Source organism: Micromonospora coxensis (assembly GCF_900090295.1).
Lineage (GTDB): Bacteria > Actinomycetota > Actinomycetes > Mycobacteriales > Micromonosporaceae > Micromonospora > Micromonospora coxensis.
This window is the reverse complement of the sequence record NZ_LT607753.1, coordinates 4,706,128-4,727,102: the sequence shown is the minus strand read 5'-3', so window position 1 is coordinate 4,727,102 and position 20,975 is coordinate 4,706,128. Positions and strand designations below refer to the sequence as shown.

General features: G+C 74.7%; 24 protein-coding genes. 11 read left to right on the top strand and 13 right to left on the bottom strand.

Translation table 11 applies throughout. The annotated features are described in order from the left end of the window. Positions 1-69 precede the first annotated feature (69 nt). Both GA0070614_RS21645 and GA0070614_RS21640 read left to right on the top strand, forming a co-directional pair. Positions 70-1,302, top strand: a complete 1,233-nt coding sequence (locus tag GA0070614_RS21645; protein WP_088977679.1) for a serine hydrolase domain-containing protein — start codon at positions 70-72, stop codon at positions 1,300-1,302. A gap of 46 nt (positions 1,303-1,348) precedes the next feature. Further along, entirely contained in the window at positions 1,349-1,990 is a 642-nt protein-coding gene (locus tag GA0070614_RS21640) for an NAD(P)-dependent oxidoreductase (RefSeq protein ID WP_088977678.1), read from the top strand. 12 nt (positions 1,991-2,002) lie between these two features. Here GA0070614_RS21640 and GA0070614_RS21635 read toward each other — a convergent pair whose 3' ends face one another. Both GA0070614_RS21635 and GA0070614_RS21630 read right to left on the bottom strand, forming a co-directional pair. Then, a complete protein-coding gene (locus tag GA0070614_RS21635; RefSeq protein WP_088977677.1) occupies positions 2,003-2,467 on the bottom strand; it encodes a PPOX class F420-dependent oxidoreductase in 465 nt (154 codons plus the stop codon). Positions 2,468-2,828: 361 nt separating this feature from the next. Continuing rightward, entirely contained in the window at positions 2,829-3,470 is a 642-nt protein-coding gene (locus GA0070614_RS21630; protein ID WP_088979577.1) for a DUF6642 family protein, read from the bottom strand. A gap of 330 nt (positions 3,471-3,800) precedes the next feature. Here GA0070614_RS21630 and GA0070614_RS21625 point away from each other — a divergent pair, with 330 nt between their 5' ends. Next, positions 3,801-4,586, top strand: coding sequence for a D-Ala-D-Ala carboxypeptidase family metallohydrolase (locus GA0070614_RS21625; RefSeq protein WP_088977676.1), 786 nt, complete (start codon positions 3,801-3,803; stop codon positions 4,584-4,586). 100 nt (positions 4,587-4,686) lie between these two features. Here GA0070614_RS21625 and GA0070614_RS21620 read toward each other — a convergent pair whose 3' ends face one another. From GA0070614_RS21620 to GA0070614_RS21610, 3 genes are all read right to left on the bottom strand, one after another. Next, positions 4,687-5,193 (bottom strand): hypothetical protein, encoded by a 507-nt coding sequence (locus GA0070614_RS21620; protein WP_088977675.1) that lies wholly within the window; start codon positions 5,191-5,193, stop codon positions 4,687-4,689. 124 nt (positions 5,194-5,317) lie between these two features. After that, positions 5,318-6,022 (bottom strand): response regulator, encoded by a 705-nt coding sequence (locus tag GA0070614_RS21615; RefSeq protein ID WP_088979576.1) that lies wholly within the window; start codon positions 6,020-6,022, stop codon positions 5,318-5,320. Beyond that, positions 5,998-7,248, bottom strand: a complete 1,251-nt coding sequence (locus tag GA0070614_RS21610) for a sensor histidine kinase (protein ID WP_088977674.1) — start codon at positions 7,246-7,248, stop codon at positions 5,998-6,000. Before GA0070614_RS21610 ends, GA0070614_RS21615 begins: the two co-directional genes overlap by 25 nt. 133 nt (positions 7,249-7,381) lie before the next feature. Between GA0070614_RS21610 and GA0070614_RS21605 the strand changes: the two genes are divergently transcribed. The 5 genes from GA0070614_RS21605 (at position 7,382) to GA0070614_RS21585 (ending at position 11,897) form a co-directional block, all read left to right on the top strand. Continuing rightward, positions 7,382-8,281, top strand: a complete 900-nt coding sequence (locus tag GA0070614_RS21605) for an ATP-binding cassette domain-containing protein (protein ID WP_088977673.1) — start codon at positions 7,382-7,384, stop codon at positions 8,279-8,281. Further along, positions 8,278-9,060 (top strand): ABC transporter permease, encoded by a 783-nt coding sequence (locus GA0070614_RS21600; RefSeq protein ID WP_088977672.1) that lies wholly within the window; start codon positions 8,278-8,280, stop codon positions 9,058-9,060. Before GA0070614_RS21605 ends, GA0070614_RS21600 begins: the two co-directional genes overlap by 4 nt. Positions 9,061-9,062: 2 nt before the next feature. Next, positions 9,063-9,788 carry a YqeB family protein gene (locus tag GA0070614_RS21595; RefSeq protein ID WP_088977671.1) on the top strand — a complete coding sequence of 242 codons (726 nt, stop codon included), beginning with the start codon at positions 9,063-9,065 and terminating at the stop codon, positions 9,786-9,788. A gap of 41 nt (positions 9,789-9,829) precedes the next feature. Continuing rightward, complete coding sequence (locus GA0070614_RS21590; RefSeq protein WP_088977670.1) at positions 9,830-10,393, top strand: SOUL family heme-binding protein; 564 nt, start codon at positions 9,830-9,832, stop codon at positions 10,391-10,393. A gap of 73 nt (positions 10,394-10,466) precedes the next feature. Then, positions 10,467-11,897, top strand: a complete 1,431-nt coding sequence (locus GA0070614_RS21585; protein WP_088977669.1) for an amino acid permease — start codon at positions 10,467-10,469, stop codon at positions 11,895-11,897. Here GA0070614_RS21585 and GA0070614_RS21580 read toward each other — a convergent pair. Then, positions 11,843-12,913 (bottom strand): hypothetical protein, encoded by a 1,071-nt coding sequence (locus GA0070614_RS21580; protein ID WP_157745065.1) that lies wholly within the window; start codon positions 12,911-12,913, stop codon positions 11,843-11,845. The genes GA0070614_RS21585 and GA0070614_RS21580 overlap by 55 nt on opposite strands. 84 nt (positions 12,914-12,997) lie before the next feature. Between GA0070614_RS21580 and GA0070614_RS21575 the strand changes: the two genes are divergently transcribed. Continuing rightward, entirely contained in the window at positions 12,998-13,930 is a 933-nt protein-coding gene (locus tag GA0070614_RS21575; protein WP_157745064.1) for a ParA family protein, read from the top strand. Continuing rightward, a complete protein-coding gene (locus GA0070614_RS21570) occupies positions 13,927-14,325 on the top strand; it encodes a Rho termination factor N-terminal domain-containing protein (protein WP_088977666.1) in 399 nt (132 codons plus the stop codon). Before GA0070614_RS21575 ends, GA0070614_RS21570 begins: the two co-directional genes overlap by 4 nt. Positions 14,326-14,398: 73 nt before the next feature. On the opposite strand, the gene GA0070614_RS21565 is transcribed toward GA0070614_RS21570, so the two are convergent. From GA0070614_RS21565 to GA0070614_RS21545, 5 genes are read right to left on the bottom strand one after another with little or no spacing between them, the layout of a single operon-like run. Beyond that, positions 14,399-15,097: a 4Fe-4S single cluster domain-containing protein gene (locus GA0070614_RS21565; RefSeq protein ID WP_088977665.1), complete on the bottom strand. Its 699-nt coding sequence runs from the start codon at positions 15,095-15,097 to the stop codon at positions 14,399-14,401. Then, positions 15,075-16,133, bottom strand: a complete 1,059-nt coding sequence (locus GA0070614_RS31450; RefSeq protein ID WP_088977664.1) for a ComEA family DNA-binding protein — start codon at positions 16,131-16,133, stop codon at positions 15,075-15,077. Before GA0070614_RS31450 ends, GA0070614_RS21565 begins: the two co-directional genes overlap by 23 nt. Beyond that, entirely contained in the window at positions 16,117-16,329 is a 213-nt protein-coding gene (locus tag GA0070614_RS21555; protein WP_088977663.1) for a DUF2997 domain-containing protein, read from the bottom strand. Before GA0070614_RS21555 ends, GA0070614_RS31450 begins: the two co-directional genes overlap by 17 nt. Beyond that, positions 16,326-16,781: a hypothetical protein gene (locus GA0070614_RS21550; RefSeq protein WP_088979575.1), complete on the bottom strand. Its 456-nt coding sequence runs from the start codon at positions 16,779-16,781 to the stop codon at positions 16,326-16,328. Before GA0070614_RS21550 ends, GA0070614_RS21555 begins: the two co-directional genes overlap by 4 nt. A gap of 29 nt (positions 16,782-16,810) precedes the next feature. Further along, positions 16,811-18,424, bottom strand: coding sequence for an AAA family ATPase (locus GA0070614_RS21545; RefSeq protein WP_231933354.1), 1,614 nt, complete (start codon positions 18,422-18,424; stop codon positions 16,811-16,813). A gap of 209 nt (positions 18,425-18,633) precedes the next feature. Here GA0070614_RS21545 and GA0070614_RS21540 point away from each other — a divergent pair, with 209 nt between their 5' ends. Beyond that, the gene (locus GA0070614_RS21540) at positions 18,634-18,855 is read left to right on the top strand and encodes a TM2 domain-containing protein (RefSeq protein ID WP_088977661.1); all 222 of its coding nucleotides are present in this window, start codon (positions 18,634-18,636) and stop codon (positions 18,853-18,855) included. Between the two features lie 44 nt (positions 18,856-18,899). Here GA0070614_RS21540 and GA0070614_RS21535 read toward each other — a convergent pair whose 3' ends face one another. Both GA0070614_RS21535 and GA0070614_RS21530 read right to left on the bottom strand, forming a co-directional pair. Continuing rightward, positions 18,900-19,901 carry an MBL fold metallo-hydrolase gene (locus GA0070614_RS21535; RefSeq protein WP_088977660.1) on the bottom strand — a complete coding sequence of 334 codons (1,002 nt, stop codon included), beginning with the start codon at positions 19,899-19,901 and terminating at the stop codon, positions 18,900-18,902. Positions 19,902-20,056: 155 nt separating this feature from the next. Further along, positions 20,057-20,944, bottom strand: a complete 888-nt coding sequence (locus GA0070614_RS21530; RefSeq protein WP_088977659.1) for a serine hydrolase — start codon at positions 20,942-20,944, stop codon at positions 20,057-20,059. Between the last annotated feature and the right edge of the window lie 31 nt (positions 20,945-20,975).

The window sequence follows — 20,975 nt, the reverse complement described above, 5'->3', positions numbered from 1 at the left end:
TAACCAGGGGCTCCGACAGTGGCCTCCCGCTCTTCCGTCGCCGCCGTACCGGCTAGTAGGTTCGCGGACGTGAGCGTGGCACGCAGCATCGACCCGGACCAGATCGGCTTCGACCCGGCGCGACTCGCGCGGATCGACGAACACTTCGGCCGCTACGTCGACGACGGTCGGCTCGCCGGCTGGCAGATCGTGGTGACCCGCCGTGGCGAGGTGGCGCACTCCTCGACGTACGGGCTGCGCGACGTGGAGGCGGGCACGCCGGTCGAGCAGGACACCGTGTGGCGGATCTACTCGATGACCAAACCGATCACCTCCGTCGCGGCGATGATGCTGTGGGAGGAGGGCCGGTTCGAGCTGAACGACCCGATCAGCCGCTGGCTGCCGGAGTTCGCCGACGTGCGGGTATTCGACAAGGGCTCGGCGCTCAAGGCGTACACCGTGCCGGCGATCGAGCCGATCCGGGTCTGGCACCTGCTCACCCACACCTCCGGCCTGACGTACGGCTTCGCGCAGACCTCGGTGGTCGACGCCCTCTACCGGGCCGCCGGGTACGACCTGGGCGTCCCGCCCGGACTCGACCTGGCCGGGGCCACCGCCGGGATGGCGAAGCTGCCGCTGATGTTCCAGCCGGGCAGCGGCTGGAACTACGGCGTCTCCACCGACGTGCTGGGCCGGCTGGTCGAGGTGATCTCCGGGCAGAGCCTGGAGGAGTTCTTCACCGAGCGGATCCTCACCCCGCTGGGCATGACCGACACCCGGTTCTGGGTCGACGAGCCTAACGCCAAGCGGCTCGCCGCCCTCTACACCCCGCACCCGGCCACCGGGCAGGCGGTCCGGGTCGACAAGATCGGCGCGTTCGCGCTGACCCGCCCGGAGTGCTTCTCCGGCGGTGGCGGGCTGGTCTCCACGGCCGCCGACTACCACCGCTTCACCCAGCTGCTGCTGCGCGGCGGCGAACTGGACGGCGTACGCCTGCTCGCCCCCCGCACGGTCCGGTACATGACCCGTAACCACCTGCCCGGCGGCGGCGACCTGGCGTCGTTCGAGCCGGAGGGGTTCGCCGAGACGGTGCTGGACGGCATCGGCTTCGGCCTGGGCTTCGCGGTGGTCGAGGATCCGGTGCCGGCGCGGGTGCCGAGCAGCGTCGGCGAGTACTACTGGGGCGGGCTGGCCAGCACCGCGTTCTGGGTGGACCCGGTCGAGGAGGTCACCGCGCTGCTGTTCACCCAGCTCATGCCGTCGAGCACGTACCCGCTGCGCTCGCAGCTGCGCCAGCTGGTCTACTCCGCCCTGGTGGACTGAGCCGTTCCGCCGACGGGCGGGCGGGTCGGTCCATAGCCTGGACGGCATGAGCAACGTCGTGGTGTACGGCGCCGGCGGCACCGCGGGCTCGCGGATCGTCGCCGAGGCGGTGGCGCGCGGGCACCGGGTCACCGCGGCGGTGCGCCGCCCGGAGGCGGTCACCTGGCTGCCCGCCGGGGTGAACCTGGTGACCGGGGACGCCACCTCGGCGCAGAGCGTCCGGGACCTGGCCGGCGCGGCCGACGTCATCGTGGTGGCGGTGGGCGGCGGCGAGCGGGCGCTCTGGCGGGACGCGGCGCAGACCCTGATCACCGTCCTGCGGGACGTGCCGGACCCGCCCCGGGTGATCCACGTCGGCGGCGGGGCGACCCTGCTGACGCCGAAGGACACCCCGCTGCTGGAGGAGCCGGACTTCCCCGAGGAGTACCGGGACGCGGCGCTGGGGCAGGCCGATGCGCTGGCCTCGTACCGCTCCTCGGCCGACGGGGTGACCTGGACGTACGTCTCCCCGCCGCCGCTGGAGTTCCACCCGGGCGAACGGACCGGCCGTTACCGCACCGGCACCGAGCACCCGGTGGTGGACGACCAGGGGCGCTCGGTGCTGACCTACGAGGACCTGGCCGTGGCGATCGTCGACGAGATCGAGAACCCGCGCTTCGAGAACATGCGCTTCACCGCCGCGTACTGAGTGCCGGGGCGGTCAGTCGGCGAGGCGGGCCGGGAAGCCGCCGGTGGCGATCGGCCCCCAACTGTCGACGGTGACCCGGATCAGCGACTTGCCCTGCCGCACCATGGCCGCGCGGTACTCGTCCCAGTCCGGGTGCTCGCCGGAGATGCTGCGGAAGTACTCCACCAGCGGCTCCAGCGCCTCCGGCAGGTCGAGCACCTCGGCGGTGCCGTCGACCTGCACCCAGGGGCCGTTCCAGTCGTCGGAGAGCACACAGGCGGAGACCCTCGGGTCGCGCCGGATGTTGCGCACCTTGGCCCGTTCCGGGTAGGTGGAGATCACCAGCCGGCCCTCGCCGTCGACGCCGCAGGAGACCGGGGAGGACTGCGGACGCCCGTCGGACCGGGTGGTCATCAGCACGACCCGGTGCCGGGGCCGGAGGAACTCGATCAGGGCGTCCCGGTCGACCCGGGTGTTGCTCGCGATGCTGCGTGCCATGCCTCGGTTCTACCAGGCCGGCCCCGCGCCGGCCCGGTGGAGGCGGCCCGGCGGGAGGGCGGCGGCCACCCGGAGCCGGGAGGGGGGAGGCTGGTCGGGTGACGCTACAGACTTGAGTACGGATGTGACTCAGCCGGGGAACGCGCCCTGACCCACATCTGTACTCAAGTCTGTAGCACGGCGCAGCGGTGGCACGCCGGCCTCGGCCCACTCGGCGGCGTCCGGCGTGCGGGCACCCCCGGGCCGCGGGCGCGGGTCAGCGGATCGCGGGCGCGGGTCAGCGGATCGCGGGCGCGGGTCAGCGGATCGCGGGCGCGGGTCAGCGGATCGCGGGCGCGGGTCAGCGGATCGCGGGCGCGGGTCAGCGGGACCGGCCGGCGACACGACCCGGCGTACTCTGCGCCGGAACCCGGGGGCGGACCGTGGGCCGCCAGGCCCGGCCGTTGGCGTAGATCACCCGGAACCCGAGGTACGCCGCCAGCGGCGCCCAGTGCGCCGAGCCCATCCGCAGCTCGGCGGCGTTGTGCCGCTGGCCGTTGGCGAGCACGTCGAGCAGCACCGTCTCGAAGGCCGCCGACTCCACCCAGTCGACCTCCCGGGTGAAGCCGCAGACCAGCGCCGCTCCGGTGGTGTCGAGGAAGTCGCGCAGGGTGGCGTCGGAGGCGCGCAGCACCGAGCAGCTGCCGAAGTAGAGCCGCCGCCCCTCGCAGCGCCCGGCCATCCGTTCGGCGACGTCGGTGAGGGCCACCGAGTCCCAGTCGGTGAGGCAGAGTCGGCTCGGCTCCCCGTGCATGGCGAAGAAGCCGACCCGGTAGTCGGCGTACTGCTTGAGCAGCCAGCGGTCGACGAAGTAGAAGAGCTCGTCGCGGGTGGCGGCGTCCTTGTGGATGAAGCGGATCTTGCCGAGCCGTTCCAACAGTTCCAGGGTGGGCAGGACCGATCCGCGCTCGTGCAGGTCCCGGTGCCACTGACCCTCGACGCAGAAGACGCCACCACGTGCCACGTCCACCTCCCCCGTCGCCGCGCGCCGCGCGCCGGGACCGACGTTACCGGTCGCCGGTCACGGGCCGGCAGTCACCCCGGGTGACCGGACGGGTGTTTTCGGGTTGCCGTCGCCGTGTGGTGCGCCCTGTGCCGATTGCGAACTGTCGGGCGGCTCGGCCGTATCGCAATTCGCCGCAATTCCCAGGGAATGCCCAGCAACAAGCAATCGTGAGAACAATTCTCATCAACCGCCTCGAAACGGCAGAAGAGCTGTCAGGGTGAAAGCGCCGGGACGTCTCGGTCGATGTCCCGATCGACACCCCATCGCTCTCCTACCGGGAGGACATCCGTGCGCGTACACACCCTGAAACGGGCCCTCGTCGCATGCGCCCTGGCACTGCCCGGGGCCGCGATCGCCGTGGTGGTCGCCGCGCCGGCGGCCCACGCCGACGGCTGCTACACCTGGCAGCGCACCCTCGCGCCGGGGCGCTCCGGCGAGGACGTCCGTCAACTCCAGATCCGGGTCGCCGGGTGGGCCGGCAGCGGCGGGATCGTCCGCGTCGACGGCCGGTACGGCGCCGAGACCGCCGCCGCGGTACGCCGCTTCCAGAGCGCCTACGGGCTGCGTAGCGACGGCATCGCCGGCCGGCAGACCTTCGCCAAGCTCTACCAGTTGCAGGACGACGACTGCACCCCCGCCCACTTCAGCTACACCGAGCTGGACGACGGCTGCGGCCAGAGCGGATGGACGGGAGGCCCGCTGCCGGCCGGCGAGACCCGGGCCAACGCGCTGCGCACCATGTGGAAGCTGGAGGCGCTGCGCCGCAGCCTCGGCGACCGGCCGCTCAACGTGACCAGCGGCTTCCGTGACATCGCCTGCAACCGCCGGGTGGGCGGCGCGTCCGACAGCCAGCACCTCTACGGCAACGCCGCCGACCTGGTCTCCCGGTCGCGCTCGCTGTGCGACGTCGCCCGGGCGGCCCGCAGCCACGGCTTCAGCGGCATCTACGGCCCGGGATACACCAACCACGACAGCCACGTGCACGTCGACTCGCGGCGGGAGAACGACCGCGACCGGACCCGCAACACCACGAGCTGGTCGGCCCCGGACTGCGGGGTCGGCGCCGCCGACTGATCCGGCGCGGGAACGTCGACGCCGGCCCGGACCGGGCTCTCCCACCCCGGTCCGGGCCGGCGTCGTGGCGCCCGGGCGCCGCCGGCGGTCGTACCTCCGCTCAGCTCGCCCGGGGCCAGCGCGGCGCGGTGGCGGGGGGTGCCACCGGCCGGCCGGGCCCGCCGGGCCGGAGGGCGGGCCGGGTCCCCGGTGCGCCGACCCGGCCGGCCTGGCTGCGCGGCGGGTAGCCGGCGGACCCGGCCTGGCTGCGCGCCGGGTAGCCGGGCGCCTGCCGGGCCGGTGGGGTGGCGGCCCGGCCCTGGGCCGGGCTGCCGTAGGTGAAGGGGAACGGCACGTGCACGAACGGGTTCCCGTGCCGGATCAGGGCCTCGATCTGACGGTCGTTGAGCCCGTGGTTCTCCAGCACCCGCCGGCCCCAGCGATGCAGCCGGCAGGGGTACGACGCGCCGTCGTTGCGGCACAGCGGCCCGTTGGGCCACTCCTCGGCGGCGTGCACGACCACCGCCCGCACCGCGAGCCGGACGTCCTCCGGCGTCAGCGGCGCCGGCACCGGCACCTCGCCCAGGATCAGATCGATGGGGTCCGTCGACTGCTCACCAACTCGCACGGCAGGCCTCCCGCAGCTCGCCAGCGACTGCGGCTGTCCGCCGCAGCGCATCCTCGGGCAGTGGTACGGCCCACAGCGGGCAGGAGTTCAATCGCGCCAGGCGGTGAGAAGGTCGTCGGAGGGCTCAGACCAGGCCGGCGTCGTGCACCAGCAGCGCCACCTGCACCCGGTTGTTCAGCTCCAACTTGGTCAGCAGCCGGGACACGTACGCCTTCACCGTCGCCACGCTCATGAACAGCTCCGCCGAGATCTCCGCGTTGGTGCGGCCCTGCCCGAGGGCGAGCGCGACCTCCCGTTCCCGCCCGGTGAGCCCGTCGAGCAGCCGCAGCGCCCGCTGCCGGCGCGGATCCGGCCCGGACGGCGCGGCCACGGCGGTCACGTGCGTGATCAGCTTGCGGGTCACCGTCGGGGAGAGGGTGGCCTCCCCCGCCGCCACCCGGCGCACCGCCCGGACGATCTCGGCGGGCGGGGTGTCCTTGAGCAGGAAGCCGGCCGCCCCGGCGCGCAGCGCGCGCAGCACCTGCTCGTCGGCGTCGAACGTGGTCAACACCAGCACCTCGGGCGGGCAGGGGCCCGCGCGCAGCGCCTCGGTGGCGGTCAGCCCGTCGACCCGGGGCATCCGGATGTCCATCAGCACCACGTCCGGCGCGTACGCCTCGACGGCGGCCGGCACCTCCGCGCCGTCGGCGGCCTCGCCGACCACCCGCACGTCGGGCGCCCCGCCGAGGATCATCGACAGTCCGGCCCGGACCAGCGCGTCGTCGTCCACGATCAGCACCCGGACCGGCGCCTGCTCCCCCGCGCTCACGACGCCGGCCAGGGCAGCCAGGCGGCGAGCCGGAAGTCGCCGGTGGCGTCCCGCCCGTGCTCCAGCCGGCCACCGGCGAGGCTGACCCGCTCGGCGACGCCGACCAGGCCGGTGCCGGTGCCCGGGATCGCCGGGGCCGGTGGCTCGCCGACCGGCCACGGGTTGCGGATCTCGACGGCCAGACCGTCGCCGGGGCGTCCGGCGAGCTGGACCGACACCAGCGCCCCCGGCGCGTGCTTGCGGGCGTTGGTCAGCCCCTCCTGCACGATCCGGTACGCGCTGCGCCCGACCGCCGCAGGCACGGCCGCGGCGTCGGCGACCGCGTCCACCACGCCGACCCGCACCCCGGCCGCCCGGGACTCCGCCACCAGCGCCGGCAGGTCGCCGAGGGTCGGCTGCGGGCGTTCCGGGGTGGCCGTCTCGGCGGCGCCGGACTCGGCGCGCAGCACCCCGATCACCTCGCGCAGGTCCTGCAGGGCGGCGTGCGCACTGGCCCGGATCACCCCGGCCGCCTTCGCGACCTCCTCCGCGGGCGCGTCGGGACGGAACTCCAGGGCCCCGGCGTGCAGGCTGAGCAGGGAGATCCGGTGCGCCAGCACGTCGTGCATCTCCCGGGCGATGCGGGTGCGCTCCAGCTGCCGGGCCTGGGCGACCCGCAGCTGCTGCTCGGCCTCGGCCCGGTCCGCGCGCTCGCGCAGCGACAGCACAAGCTGACGGCGGGCCCGGACGAAGAGCGCCCAGGCCACGATCACACCGATCACCAGCACCGTGAACGCGACCGAGGCCCAGTACGGCATCGCCGGATCGGGGCGGACCGCGAGGAACACCGGGCTGCTCAGCAGGTGCACGGCGGTCAGCGCCGCCGCCACCGGCAGCGGGCGGTGCACCAGCACCGTGAAGAGGATGACCACCAGGGCCACCGACGCGCTGACCGAGAAGAGGATCAGCGGCAGGGTGACCACGGCCAGCCCGACCGGCCAGCGCCGGCGCAGCCACAGGGCGGTGGAGGCCCACACCCCGAGCACCAGGTCGACCTCGTTGAGCCAGGACGGCCCGGCGTTGAGGGCCATCTCCGGCTCCGGCCCGAGCGAGTCGCCGAAGGCGAGCACCGCCCAGGCCAGGGAGAGCAGGAAGAGCAGGCCGTCGACCAGCCAGTCCCGGGGTGTCCGGCGGGCCACTCGGGAGGCGGGGGCGAGGGATCCCGGCAGCAGCCAGGGATGATCGGGTACGACGACGGCGCTGCTCACCGCTCCATGCTAGGAAGCCGTCCCGCGCCGGCGACACCTACCAAAGTCGAAGGCTGCCGGTAGACCGAGGTATGGGTGGCTCTCGACCGCCGGCCGCAGCGCGTGGCCGGGTGGCGCGGGCAGGCTCGACGCCATGATCACGGTCGAACACCTCACCAAACGGTACGGCCCGCACGTCGCCGTCGACGACGTCTCGTTCCACTGCGAACCGGGCACGGTGACCGGGTTCCTCGGCCCGAACGGCGCCGGCAAGTCCACCACCATGCGGATGATCTGCGGGCTGACCCCGCCGACCTCCGGCGGTGCCACCGTCACCGGCCGCCGGTACCGGGAGCTGCCCAACCCCGGGCGGGAGGTCGGGGTGCTGCTGGACGCCTCGGCGCAGCACGCCGGGCGCACCGGCCGGGAGGCGCTGACCCTGGCCGCCCGGACGATGGGCGTGGACCACGGGCGGGTGGGCGCGGTCCTCGATCTGGTCGGGCTGAACGCGACGGCGGCGAAGCGGCGGGTCGGGGCGTACTCGCTCGGGATGCGGCAGCGGCTCGGCCTGGCGCTGGCGCTGCTGGGTGACCCCCGGGTGCTGATCCTCGACGAGCCGGCCAACGGCCTCGACCCGGAGGGCATCTTCTGGATGCGCGGCCTGCTGCGCGACTTCGCCGATCGGGGTGGCACCGTGCTGCTCTCCTCCCACCTGCTGCGCGAGGTGGAGGCGGTCGCCGACCGGGTCGTGGTGATCGGCGGCGGCCGGGTGGTCGCCGCCGGCGGCAAGGACGAGCTGCTGGCCGGCGCCGGCACCCTGGTCCGTGGCCGAGACCCGCACGCCCTGCGGCTGACCCTGGACCGGGTCGGCCTGCGCGCCACCGCCGGGACCGACGGCGGCTTCCTGGTCCGGGCCGAGCCCGGCGCCGTGGGGCAGGTCGCCGCCGACGCCGGACTGGTCCTCACCGAGCTGCGTCCCGCCGGCAGCGGCGGCCTCGAACAGCTCTTCCTCACCCTCACCGCCGGCGCGTCGACGAAGGAAGCCGTCAAATGACCACCATCACCGCACCCGCCGTCACCGACCGCCGCCCGGTGGCCGACGGGCCGTCCCTTGCCCGGCTCACCGGGGTGGAGCTGCGCAAGCTCGCCGACACGCGGGCCGGACGCTGGCTGCTGGCCACCATCGGGCTGATCGCCGCCGGCATCGTCACCGTGCAACTGTTCGTCCTCGACGACGCCGAGCAGACGTTCACCGCGTTCTTCGTCCCGTCGCTGCTGCCGGTCGGGCTGCTCCTGCCGGTGCTCGGCATCCTGTCCATCTGCGCGGAGTGGTCGCAGCGCACCGCGTTGACCACGTTCGCCCTGGTCCCACGCCGGGAACGGGTGGTGGTCGCCAAGCTCGTCGCGGTGGTGCTGGCGGCGCTGGCCTCGGTCGGGGTCAGCCTGGCCGTCGCCGCCGTCGGCACGCTGCTCGCCGGGGCCACCGGCGGCGCGGGCGAATGGAACCTCGACTGGCGGCTGCTGCCGCACGCGGCCGTGTTGCAGGTGGCGAACGTGCTGATGGGCGCGGGCTTCGGCCTGCTGCTGCTGAACACCCCGCTGGCGATCGTCACGTACCTGCTGCTGCCGACCGTGTGGAGCATCCTGTCGGCAATGGTGCGGGCGCTGCACCGGCCGGCGGCGTGGCTGGACACCTCGGTGACCATGGAGCCGCTGCTGGGCGTCGAGGTCACCGCCGGCCAGTGGGGGCGGCTGGCGGTCTCGCTCCTGGTCTGGATGGTCGTGCCGCTGGCCGCCGGGCTGGTCCGCACCCTGCGGCGGGAGGTGTCCTGAGCGTGGACGCCCAGGGGCACGGCACCGCCACGGTGGTCGGCGGCGGGGTCGGGGAGCTGGTGGTCATGTGGGGCGGGTTCCCGCTGCTCGGGGCCGGTCTGGGCGCTGCGCTCACCGCCGCTGCGGGGTGGCTCGCCGACCTGCCCTGGGTGCCGTTCCAGGGCTGGTTCGCGCTGCTGGCCGGGCTGCCCGAGGCCCAGGCGTACGCCGGCGGCACGGGGGTGCCGGCGCTGGCCGGGCTGCTGGTGGCGTACGTCGGCACCCGGGAGCGGCTCACCGTGACGGTGGGCCGCACCGGGGTGCGGCTGCACCGCGACGGGCATGGGCACGACGTCGACCGGGCCGGGGTGAGCGCCGTCTTCCTCGACGGCAAGGCGCTGGTGCTGCTGGACGCCGACGGCGCGGAGCTGGCCCGGGAGAAGTCGGACCTGGCCCGGGACCGGCTGCGGGCGGCGTTCACCGGGCACGGCTGGCCGTGGGTCGAGCAGGACCCGCACCGGCAGGCGTACCGGCGGTGGGTGGCGGGACTGCCGGGGCTGCCGCCCGGCGGAGACGCGCTGCTGCGGGCCCGGCAGCGGGCCCTGGACGCCGGCCGCGGCGGGGAGGCCCGCGAGCTGCGCGCCGAACTGGCCCGGCTCGGTGTGGTCGTGCGCGACGAGGGCAGACGGCAGTACTGGCGGCCGGCGGAGGTTCCGCTTCACCCCGAGCCGGACGCCGGCGAGCGGTAGCGTGCGGGTGGAGGAGCCCTGACGGCCCGGGAGCGTGCCTGATGACCGAGCAGCAGCCGTACCGGGTGGTGGCCAGGCACCCGGGCTTCGAGCTGCGTCGGTACCCGGCCCACCTGGTCGCCGAGATACGGGTGGAGGGGACGCTCGTCGAGGCGGGCAAGGCTGCGTTCCGCCCGCTGCTCGGGTACCTCTCCGGGGCCAACCGGTCCCGGCGGACGGTCGCCATGACCGCCCCCGTGGTGCAGGAGACCGCCGGCGCCGAGCGGATCGCGATGACCGCGCCGGTCGTGCAGGAGGAGGGCGACCGGCCCGGCTGCTGGCTGGTGCGGTTCGTGCTGCCGGCGGGCCTGTCCACGGCCACCGCGCCCGAGCCGCAGGACCCGCGGATCACCGTCCGGGAGGTCCCCGGGCAGCTCGCCGCCGCCGTCCGCTTCTCCGGTCGCTGGACGGAGCAGGCGTTCGGCCGGCGGGCCACCGCGCTGGGCCGGGCGGTGACCGCGGCCGGCCTGACCCCGTCGGGCGCGATCCGGTACGCCCGCTTCGACCCGCCGTGGAAGCCGTGGTTCCTGCGCCGCAACGAGGTGGTCCTCCCGGTCGCTGAGTGACCCGCACGCGGGTCAGGTCGTTGGGGCATACGTCCCCCACGGGACTCCACGCCGATCGGTGAAGGGGACGACGATGGCCTCCGCAGGCAACGGCACGGGGATCTTCCGACGCAAGCCCGTCGAGGAGATCGTCGACGAGGTGGAGGGCGCGGCGCTGGCCCGCTCACTGGGGCTGTGGCAGCTCACCGCGATCGGCGTCGGCGGCATCATCGGGGCCGGCATCTTCGCCCTGGCCGGGGCGGTGGCCAGCGAGACGGCCGGCCCCGCCGTGCTGGTGTCGTTCCTGATCGCCGGACTGGCCAGCGCGGCGGCGGCGCTGTCGTACGCCGAGTTCGCCGGCATGATCCCGAAGGCCGGCTCGGCCTACACCTACGGGTACGCGGTGCTCGGCGAGGCGGTCGGCTGGTTCATCGGCTGGGACCTGCTGCTGGAGTACACCGCCATCGTGGCGGTGGTGGCGATCGGCATCTCCGGCTACTTCGGCTTCCTCGTCGGTGAGCTGGGCGTGGGGCTGCCGGCGTGGATGCTCGGCGCGCCGGGCACCGGCGAGGGTCACGTGGTCGACCTGTTCGCCGTGATCCTCTGCCTCTTCATCGCCTACCTGCTGACCCGGGGCATCAAGACGGCGGCCCGCTTCGAGACGTTCGTGGTCGGCCTGAAGGTGGCCGTGGTGCTGCTGGTCATCGTGGTCGGCTTCTTCTACGTCAGGACCGCGAACTACTCGCCGTTCTTCCCGTTCGGCATCGCCGGGGCGTTCACCGGCGCGGCCACCGTCTTCTTCGCCGTCTTCGGGTACGACGCGATGAGCACCGCCGCCGAGGAGTCCAAGGACGCCCGCCGGCACATGCCGAAGGCCATCATCTACTCGCTGGCCATCTCGATGGTGCTGTACGTGCTGGCCACGCTGGTGCTCACCGGCATGCAGAACTACCGGGAGATCGACCCGGAGAGCGGCTTCTCCTCGGCGTTCGCCTCGGTGGGCCTCTCCGGCCTGGCCAGCGTCATCGCGGTCGGCGCGATCATCGGCATCCTGACCGTGATGTTCACCTTCATGCTCGGGGTGACCCGGGTGTGGTTCTCGATGAGCCGGGACGGGCTGCTGCCGGCCTGGTTCGCCAAGGTGCACCCGGTCCGCCGGGTGCCGGTGCGGGTCACCTGGATCGTCGGGGTGGGCTCGGCGCTGATCGCCGGCTTCCTGCCGATCCGGGAGGCGGCGGAGCTGACCAACATCGGCATCCTGCTGGCGTTCGTGGTGGTCTGCATCGCGGTGATCGTGCTGCGTTACCGCCGCCCGGACGCGCCGCGCACGTTCCGGCTGCCGGGCATGCCGGTGGTGCCGGCGCTCGGCGCGCTCTTCTCGGTCTGGCTGATCACCTTCCTGGCTCCGGTGACCTGGCTGCGGTTCGCAGTCTGGTTCCTGCTCGGCGCGGTCATCTACGCCGTGTACGGCTACCGCCGCTCGGCGCTGGCCCGCAGGGGCGGCTCCGGGGGCGTCGGCGCCTGACCGAGGGTGGCGGGGCGGGCCAGCAGCAGCGCCGTGCCGAGGCCGGCGAGCAGCCCGGACAGCGACAGCAGGACGTCGGAGTCGGCGCTGTTGATCGGGCTGTTGCCGGCGAGGGCGGTCAGCGGCGCCGCCAGGCGCAGCATCCCGGTGACCACGGCGACGGCGACCATCAGCCCCACCGGGAGGACCGCAGCGACGAGGGTGGCCAGCCCGTGCCGCCACCACGTGGGGCGGCCGTCCGGCCAGTCCCACGCCAGCAGGGTGACCCCGGCCAGCAGGACCGTGCCGAGCGCGGCGGCGGGCGTCAGCCGGTGTCCGGGCTCGACCGCCCGGACCAGGACCAGGCCGACCAGGCCCACGACGGCGATCCCGGCCGCGACGGCGTAGCGCCGACGACGTTCGGCGGTCACCGGAAGCGGGGAGCCGTCGGGGCGCCGCGTGCCGGGCGACGGTGACGCGGGCGCGGCGGCCAGCGCGCCCGCCACGGTCAGCGCGAGCAGCAGCCCGGCGGTGGCCAGCGCCGCCGGGTCGAGTTCCGGCTCCCGGTCGGTGGGTGACTCGATCAGCGTGGCGACCAGCACGAGCACCGCCGCCACGCAGGCCGTCCCGGCCAGCACCGGCCGGTCGGGCGCGGCGCGGGCCGGTCGGCGTACCAGGGTGGCGGTGGCGGCGACGGCCAGGCAGCCGGCGACGGCGAGCGCGACGGTCGCACCGGCGCCGTACGGGTCGGCCCGGTCGACGGCGACGTCCACGGCCAGCCAGCCGCCGGCGAGCAGCACCGCCGGCACCGCCGCGTCGCGCCGGCCGCCGCCGGCCAGCACCAGCCCGGCCGCGACCGCCAGGATCGCCAGGAACCGCAGGTCGCGGGCCCAGTAGGTGTTGTTGCCGGGCAGCGTCTCGGACCACGGCCCGACCGGCTCGGTGAGCGGTTGCAGGACGGTCATGCCGACCGCCCAGAGCACGGCCGCGACGACGGCGAGGCCCACACCGGCGGCGTACCTGACTGCCGGTCGCACAGCGTGACCGTCGCGAGTCGCCATCATGGATGGTCAGACTAGGCCGCGCCCGCTACGGTTCCCCCGTCTGGGGAGGTGCCGTCGGTGTACGTGGTGTCAGTGATCAATTACAAGGGCGGGGTGGGCAAGACCACCCTGACCGCCAACCTCGGTGCGGAGCTGGCCAACCGGGGGATGAAGGTGCTGCTGGTCGACCTCGACCCGCAGACCAGCCTGACCTTCAGCTTCTACGATCCCGACGACTGGCGGGAGCGGCTGCGCGACGGGCGCACCGTGAAGCGGTGGTACGACGGGCTGCGCGGCGACACCCCGGCGGTCACCCTGGGTGAGCTGGTGGTCTCTCCCGGCCCGGCCAACGCCCACCTGTCCGGCGCGGGACGACTCGATCTGATCGCCTCGCACCTCGGCCTCACCGACATCGACCTGGCCCTGGCCCGGGGCGTGGCCGACGGCGAGGAGTACGACCGGGAGCTGTTCCGGGTGCGCGGCTCGCTCGCCGAAGGGCTGCACGACGAGGCGCTGGGCGGCTACGACCTGGTGCTGATCGACTGTCCGCCGAACTTCAACGTGGTCACCCAGTCGGCCATCATCGCCAGCGACCACCTGCTCATCCCGGCGAAGGCCGACTACCTCTCCACCCTCGGCATCGACTACCTCTGCGGCAACGTCCGGGAGTTGGTCGACCGCTACAACGCCGACGCGCGGCGCTTCGCCACGATCCGCCGGCACCAGAAGGTGGCCCCCGGCATCGCCGGAGTGGTGTTCACCATGATCCACCTGAGCGCGCAGCAGCCGATCGCCGCGCACCAGGGCTACATGGACCAGGTCCGCGCGCTCGGCCTGCCGGTCTTCCCGACCGTGCTGCGGGAGAACGTCACCCTGTTCGCCGCGAACACCCCGCGCGGCGTGCCGGCGGTGCTGCGTCCCCGGGTGGGGCTGCCGGCCGTGCAGGAGGAGCTGCGCCAGATCACCACCGAGTTCATCGCGCACCTGCAACCGGCCGAGGTGGCGGCGTGACCGACCCGGCCGTCACCGCCGCGCTGCTGATCCGCCTCGCGGAGCTGGTGGCCGACCTGCCGGCCGCCGAGGTGGCCGCGCTGGCCGAGGGGCGGGCCCGGCTGGCGGTGGTGCCCGTCACGGCGCCCCCGGCCGGCGCCCGCCCGCCCGCGCCGCGTCGGCCGGTCGCGCCGGTCGTCGACCCGGACCGGGCGGTGGCGGCGCTGGCCGCGCTGTCCACCCGCCAGGACGGTACGGCGTACCTCGCCGGCTGGTCGGGCCGGGACCTGCGGGCACTGGCGGCCCGGCTCGGGTTGCGCGGGGTGGCCGGCATCCGCAAGGCCGAGCTGGTGGAGCGGATCGTCGAGGCGACGGTCGGCTTCCGGGTCAACTCCACCGCGATCCGTCAGCTCTGAGCCGCCCCGGGGACCACCCGCGGGTCAGCAGGGTCGCGTCGGCGACGGCGGCACGACCGGCACCCGAGCGGGATCACCGGCCGCCGGGGACCACTCCGGCCGCCGGCCCGGCGCGCCGGAGCTGGGCCGTGGCGAGCAGGTCGTCCAGCGCGTCCAGCTCGGCCCAGCCGTTGACGCTGACCCGGCCGGCCGGGTCGACCAGCACCTCCACCCGGTCCGGGGTGCGCCGCAGCTCGTCGAGCAGCCCGGGGAAGCGGTCGGAGAGCAGGACGAACTCCTGGTTGGTGGAGCCCACCCAGGGCCGCCCGGTGTCGACCAGGTCGGCCCGGAACGGTCCGGCGACCAGCAGGTCGGTCGCGGCCAGCAGGGCGGCCACGTCCGTCCGGCCACCGTCGACCGCGCGCCGCAGCCCGGCGGTGGTGTACCCGGTGAAGGTCATCACCGAGCGGCCGGCGTCGCGTACCCCGGCGGCGACCTCGGCGAGGGCGGCGGCCTGGTCGAACGGTTCGCCGCCGAGCAGCGTCAGCCCCTCGCTGTCGGCGGCGAGCACCCGGGCGAGCAGGTCGGCGGGGGCGAGCAGGTCGCCGCCGCGGAAGCCCCACAGCTGTGGGTTGAAGCAGCCGGGGCAGCGGATGGCGCAGCCCTGCACCCAGACGGCGGTCCGGGTGCCCGGCCCCTCGGCCCGGGTGGTGGCCACGAACCGGGCCACCGCCACCGGGCCCGTGACCGGCGGCCGGACCGGGCCGGCCTCAGAAATCGAGTACGCGTCCATGCCCGGTCCCCGGTGGCGGTGACGGAGGTGGCGCGCAGACCAGCACGTGCCGCAGCGGGGCGTACTCGTGCGGGGCCAGGCCGGCGGCGGCGACGAACTCGGCGACGCTGCCGAAGGCCCGACGGGCGTCCCGCTCGGCGAGCACCCGGTGCACCCGGGCCGCGTCGAAGCCGGGCAGGGCGCCGAGCTGCGCGGCGGTCGCGGTGTTGACGTCCACCGTGGACCCGGCGGGCGGGCCGGACGCGGGAGCGCCGGACACCGGCGCGACCGGCGTCGCGGGTGCCCCGGCCGGCATCGCCGGCGCGGACGTCGTCGGCGCGGACACGCCGGGCGGCGTCGTGGGGGCGGGCACGCCGAGCGGCATCGTCGGCGCGGGCACGCCGAGCGGCATCGTCGGCGCGGGCACGCCGGGCGGCGTCGTCGGGGCGGGCACGCCGAGCGGCGTCGGGGCGGCCGGCGCAGGCCACGACGCGGCGGGCGACGGCGGCACGGAGACCGGCGGGAAGCCGGGGCCGACCGATCCCGGTGGGGGCGGCCAGGGGGTGAACGACGCGACCGGCGGCGGCACCGGCGGCTGACCGCCCGGCCCGCCCTGCGGCTGCCGGTACCAGGGCCGGTACCCGGCCTGCCAGCGCAGCCAGGCCGGGTTGATCAGGATGCCGTGCACCACGCAGGCGGCCCAGGTCGCCAGCGCCAGCGAGGCCGAGATGTCCCCCCGGACGCTGTCCTTGTCGCCGTCGGCCAGGAACAGGGCGGTCCAGCCGAGCACCGCGTAGCCGATGCCGGCGATCCACCAGGCCGGGCGGCGGGCCCGCAGTCCGACGTAGAGGAAGCCGAAGCCGCCGAGACAGCCGCACCCGATGATGGGCAGGAGCAGCCACCAGCTGTGCAGCAGCCGCCACTTCCAGCTCGCCGCCGGATTCGCCGACGACGGCGTGGGCGGCGGGCCGAGGGTGGCCGGGCCGCCCGGGCCGTACGCGCCGGGCGGCGGGCCGGGCGGGAACGGCTGCCAGCTCCCGTCAGGCCCGGTCGACATCGTGCTCCTCCTGCCGGAGGTCCACCCCGGCGCGGGTGTGGTCGGCGGTGTACGCGCTGTGCACCGCGCGGGCCGCCAGCAGGTCCTCCAGCACGGCGACGTAGTCCAGGCACCGGTCACCGTGGACACCCCGGGTCTCGGCGCTGACCGCGCCGTCCGGGCCCACCGTCACCACCACACGGGGCCGGTCGTTCACGCCGACCTCCCCTCGACGGCGAAGACCAGCCGCACCGAGGTGTCCTCGGTGACCTGCTCCGACTCCAGGCGCAGCCCGGCGGCCGGCGCCTGCGCGCGCAACCGCTCCAGGACCGCCCGCTGCACCTGCCGCCCGTACGCGGCGTCGACGCCCTGGACGATCTCGACCGCCCGCGCGTCGTCCACCTCGCCGGTCAGGTGCGCGGTCCAGATGCCGTCGGCGTCACGCCGGAAGTCCGCGCGTACCCCGGACCAGTCGGCGGTCAGCACGTCGGCGTCGGCGCTGACCACGGCGTCGGTGTCGCGCAGCGCGGCGGCCAGCAGGTTCTCGTCGCGCATCCGGGTCTGCACCTGGCAGACCACCCGGCCCCGCTCGTCGCGGTCGGCGCGGGCCGTGTGCGCGGCGGTCACCGTGGCCACCGCCAGGGGCAGGAGTATCAGCGAGATGCTCACCGGCATCCTCTCGTCGTCGGGTCGGTGTCTCAGAACTCCACCGGGCGGCCGCCGTGCCGCCCGGGACCGGCCCCGCTGCGGGCGTCCAGGTCCCAGTCCTCGGCGGCGGTGGCGGCGACCGCGCGGTGTTCCGCCCAGTTGCGTACCGCGGTGATCCGCTCGGCCTGGGTGACGCTCAACGGCACCATGTTGACCAGTGCCCGCAACAGGTCGTCGCGGCGCAGCGGCCGGCGCTCGGCGTACGCGTCGACCAGCGCGCCCACCACCGCCTGCTCGATCTCGGCGCCGGAGTAGCCGTCGCTCAGCTCGGCCAGCTCCGCGAGCAGCGCGTGGTCGACGGTGAGCGCGCCCGCGACGGCCCGGTGGCGCAGCCGGCGCTGCACGTGCAGGGCCCAGATCGAGGCGCGCTCGGCCCGGGTCGGCAGGTCGACGAAGAAGATCTCGTCGAAGCGCCCCTTGCGCAGCAGCTCCGGCGGCAGGCCCTCGAAGTCGTTGGCGGTGGCGATGACGAAGACCGCCCGGGTCTTCTCCTGCATCCAGGTGAGGAACGAGCCGAAGACCCGTCCCGAGGTGCCCGAGTCGCCGCCGGCGCCGCCGCCGAAGCCCTTCTCGATCTCGTCGAGCCAGAGCACGCAGGGTGCGGCGGCCTCGGCCGTGCGGATCGCCTCGCGCATGTTCTGCTCGCTGGAGCCGACCAGGCCGGCGAAGACCTTGCCGATGTCCAGGCGCAGCAGCGGCAGCCCCCAGGCGGCGGCGACCGCCTTGGCGGTCAGCGACTTGCCGCAGCCCGGCACCCCGGTGATCAGGACGCCGCGCGGCGCGGGCAGCCCGTACGCGGAGGCCTCGGCCAGCCAGAGGCCGTCCCGCTTGGCCAGCCAGCGCTTCAGGTTCTCCAGGCCGCCGACGTCGCCCAGCGCGACCTCGGCCTCGACGAACTCCAGCAGGCCGGAGCGGCGTACCGCCTGGCGCTTCTCCTCGTGCACCAGGGCGACGTCGCGCGCGTCGAGGACGCCGTCGTCCACCATGGCGCGGGCGAAGGCGTTCTCCGCCTCGTGCAGGGTCAGCCCGAGGGCGGCCTTGGCCAGGCGTTCGCGCCCCTGCGCGTCGAGGTCGATGCGGATCCGTCCACCGGCGGTGTTGGCGGCGATCATTCCTTCCAGCACCGCCCGGATCTCGACCTCGGTGGGCAGCGGGAAGTCGACGGCGGTGACGTCCTTGGCCAGCTCCCCGGGCAGGTGCGGCACCGGTGACACCAGGACCAGGGTGCGCGGCACCGGCCCGGAGCGGTAGGCGGCGGCCAGGTCGCGCAGCCGGCGTACCACGCCGGGGTCGGCGGGCCGGCCACCGGCGCCGAGGGCCGGGTGCAGGTCGAGCAGGACGACGACCGCCGGTTCGTCGAGCCGCAGCGCGGCGTCGAGCGCGGCCTGCGGCTCGCCCGCGCCGTTGCGGCGGCTGCCGTCCGGGGCGACCAGGCCGTGGGTCGCCGACCAGATCCACACCCCGCGCGGGGTGCGTACCCGGGCGGCGTCGTGGGCGACCGCGGTGATCTCGGCGACCACCCGCTGTTCCTCGTACGACTCGACGTGCAGCACCGGGATGCGGGCCTTGAGCAGTTGCGACAGGGTGTCGCGGAAGGTCGTCACCGCCGATCCCTCCCCCCGAGAGCGCCGCCGAGCCGGCCAGACTGTAGCACCGGGTCGCCGGGGCGGACCGGTCCCTGAGCAGGCGTTTGCCGGGCACCGCATCGGTCGGGGCCGGTTCGTCCGTCCGGCTGATCACCGCAGTCGTGATCTTGCCTCTGACCTGGGCCCCCGATACGCTCCCGCGGCTATCCCTCGTGAAAGGACCCCCTGTGACCACTCCCGTCACGACCCAGAAGTCCTGGCTCGTCACCCTGTTGCTCTGCTTCTTCCTCGGCACCCTCGGTGTGCACCGCTTCTACACCGGCAAGATCGGCACCGGTGTGCTGCAGCTGCTCACCATCGGTGGCCTGGGTGTCTGGACGCTGATCGACTTCATCATGATCCTGGTCGGCTCGTTCAAGGACAAGCAGGGCCAGCCGCTCGCCAAGTGACACCGGCGGGGCCGGGACCGGGTCCGGTCCCGGTCCGCCGTCGTTCAGAAGCGGTACGCGGTGCCGTACTCGGGGACCAGCACCCGGCTGCGCGGTGACGCCTTGCGTACGGCCGTGACCAGCTCGTCCAGGCGTTTGCGGTCGCTCGGGGCGACGACCGGCGGGTTGGTCAGTGGGGTCTCGAAGTTGTCCCAGTGCACCGGCACCACCACCGTCGGGTGCTCCAGCGCCGCCATCAGCCGGGGCACGTAGTCGGCGGTCGAGCCGGTGGCCGGCAGCGCCACCATCGCCACGTCGGGCGCCAGGCCGGTGAGGTTGCGGGCGGCGAAGTCGCTGGCGCCCATGAAGAAGACCGACGGCCCGCCGTCGACCCGCAGCTGGTACGCCAGGGTGTTGCCTTCGGGCAGGTCGGCGATGGTGGCCGGCTTCGCGGACGGGCCGAGGCGTACGCCGGGGAACGCCATCGACCACGACGCGTTGCGGCTGTGCAGGGCGGCCACCACCTCGACGCTGTGGTCGCCGAACTCCAGCACCTCGCCGCCGGAGACCGGGCTGAGCTGCCCGGCCGGCAGCCCGTACGCGATGCCCAGGTGGTAGGCGGTGAGCGTGCCGAAGACCCGGGCCCCGGTGCGCCCGGCGATGTACGGCACGTCGTTGAAGTGGTCCCAGTGGGTGTGGGTGACCAGGACGGTGGTGGCCCGGTCCACCAGGGAGTCCACCACCGACGACCGTACGGTCAGCGGGGTGGCCGGATCGAACGCGCCCCGGAACAGGCCGGTGTCGTAGCGGCTGAGGTACGGGTCGACCAGCACGGTCCGCTCGCCGATGTCGATCCGCCAGCCGGAGGTGCCCCACCAGCGGAAGGTGACCGGCCCGGAGGGGGCGGTCCGGGTCGCGGCGGGCGCGGTGGCCGGCGCGGCTGCGGCGGGCGGGCCGGCGACGAGCCCACCGGCGGTGAGCGCGGCGGCCCCGGCGGCGGTGAGCGCGGCGGCCCCGGCGGCGCTGTCGCGCAGGAAGCGGCGGCGGTCGAGCTGGTGTGCGGACATGGTGGATCCTCCCCGTCTCACGCGGTACGTGGTCGGTCCACAGCCCACCACCGCGCCGGCCGCGGCGTCCAAGACCGGATGCCGCAACCGTCGATACCTGTGCGGATATCGGACCAGCTCAGCGCCGCTGCGAGCGGGTCGGACCGGTCGGGGATTCAGGTGTCGCGCAGCGCCTGCACGGCGATCCGGGCGGCCTCGCCCATGGCCAGGTCCACGTCGGTGCGGTGGGTGCCGAGGTGCGCGGCGCGGACGAGGACGGCCATCGCGTACCGGGCGCCGTCCGGGTACTCGGCCACCCCGGCGTCGAGGTAGAGCCCGGGCAGGGTGCCGGTCTTCGACACCACCCGCACCCCGGGCGGGAAGCCGGAGGCGAGCCGGGTCCGTACGAGTTGGCGGGACATCAGTTCCCGCACGGTGGCGCAGGCGACGGCCGGGCCGGCCCGGTCCCGCCAGATCAGGGTGAGCAGCCGGGTGAGGTCCCGGGCGGTGCTCGACGAGGTTCGGTCCGGGTCGAAGACCCGCATGGCCCGGATCCGCTCCTCCGGCAGGGTCGGGAAGATCCGGGCGAAGTCCGCCTCGGTGCGGGCGCCCACGTCGGCGAGCATCAGCTCCACCAGGTCACGCGGTCCACCCCGGACCCGGGTACGCCCCAGTTCCAGCTCGGCGGCGAGCATCGGCAGCACGTCCGCGCCGACGCGGCGCAGCAGCAGGTCGGCGGCGGTGTTGTCGCTGACCGACATGGCGAAGTAGGCCAGGTCGCGCAGGGACACCTCGACGTCGTCGGCGCAGCCGGCCACGCCCCAGCCGCCGAGCCGGTCGCCGGCGGTCACCAGCACCCGTTCGGTGGGGTCGAGCTGCCCGGCGGCGACCTGCCGGGCGAACTCCAGCACCAGCAGGATCTTGAAGACCGAGGCGATGACGGTCCGCCGGTCGGCGTCGAGGGCGATCTCCCGTCCGTCCGGCCCGTCCACCGGTACGACGTGCAGGCTGCCGGTGACCCCCGCCCGCGCGAAGACCTGCGCGATCCGCTGCTGAACTGCCACCGGTGAACGGTAGCGGGCGCTGTCGTAGGGT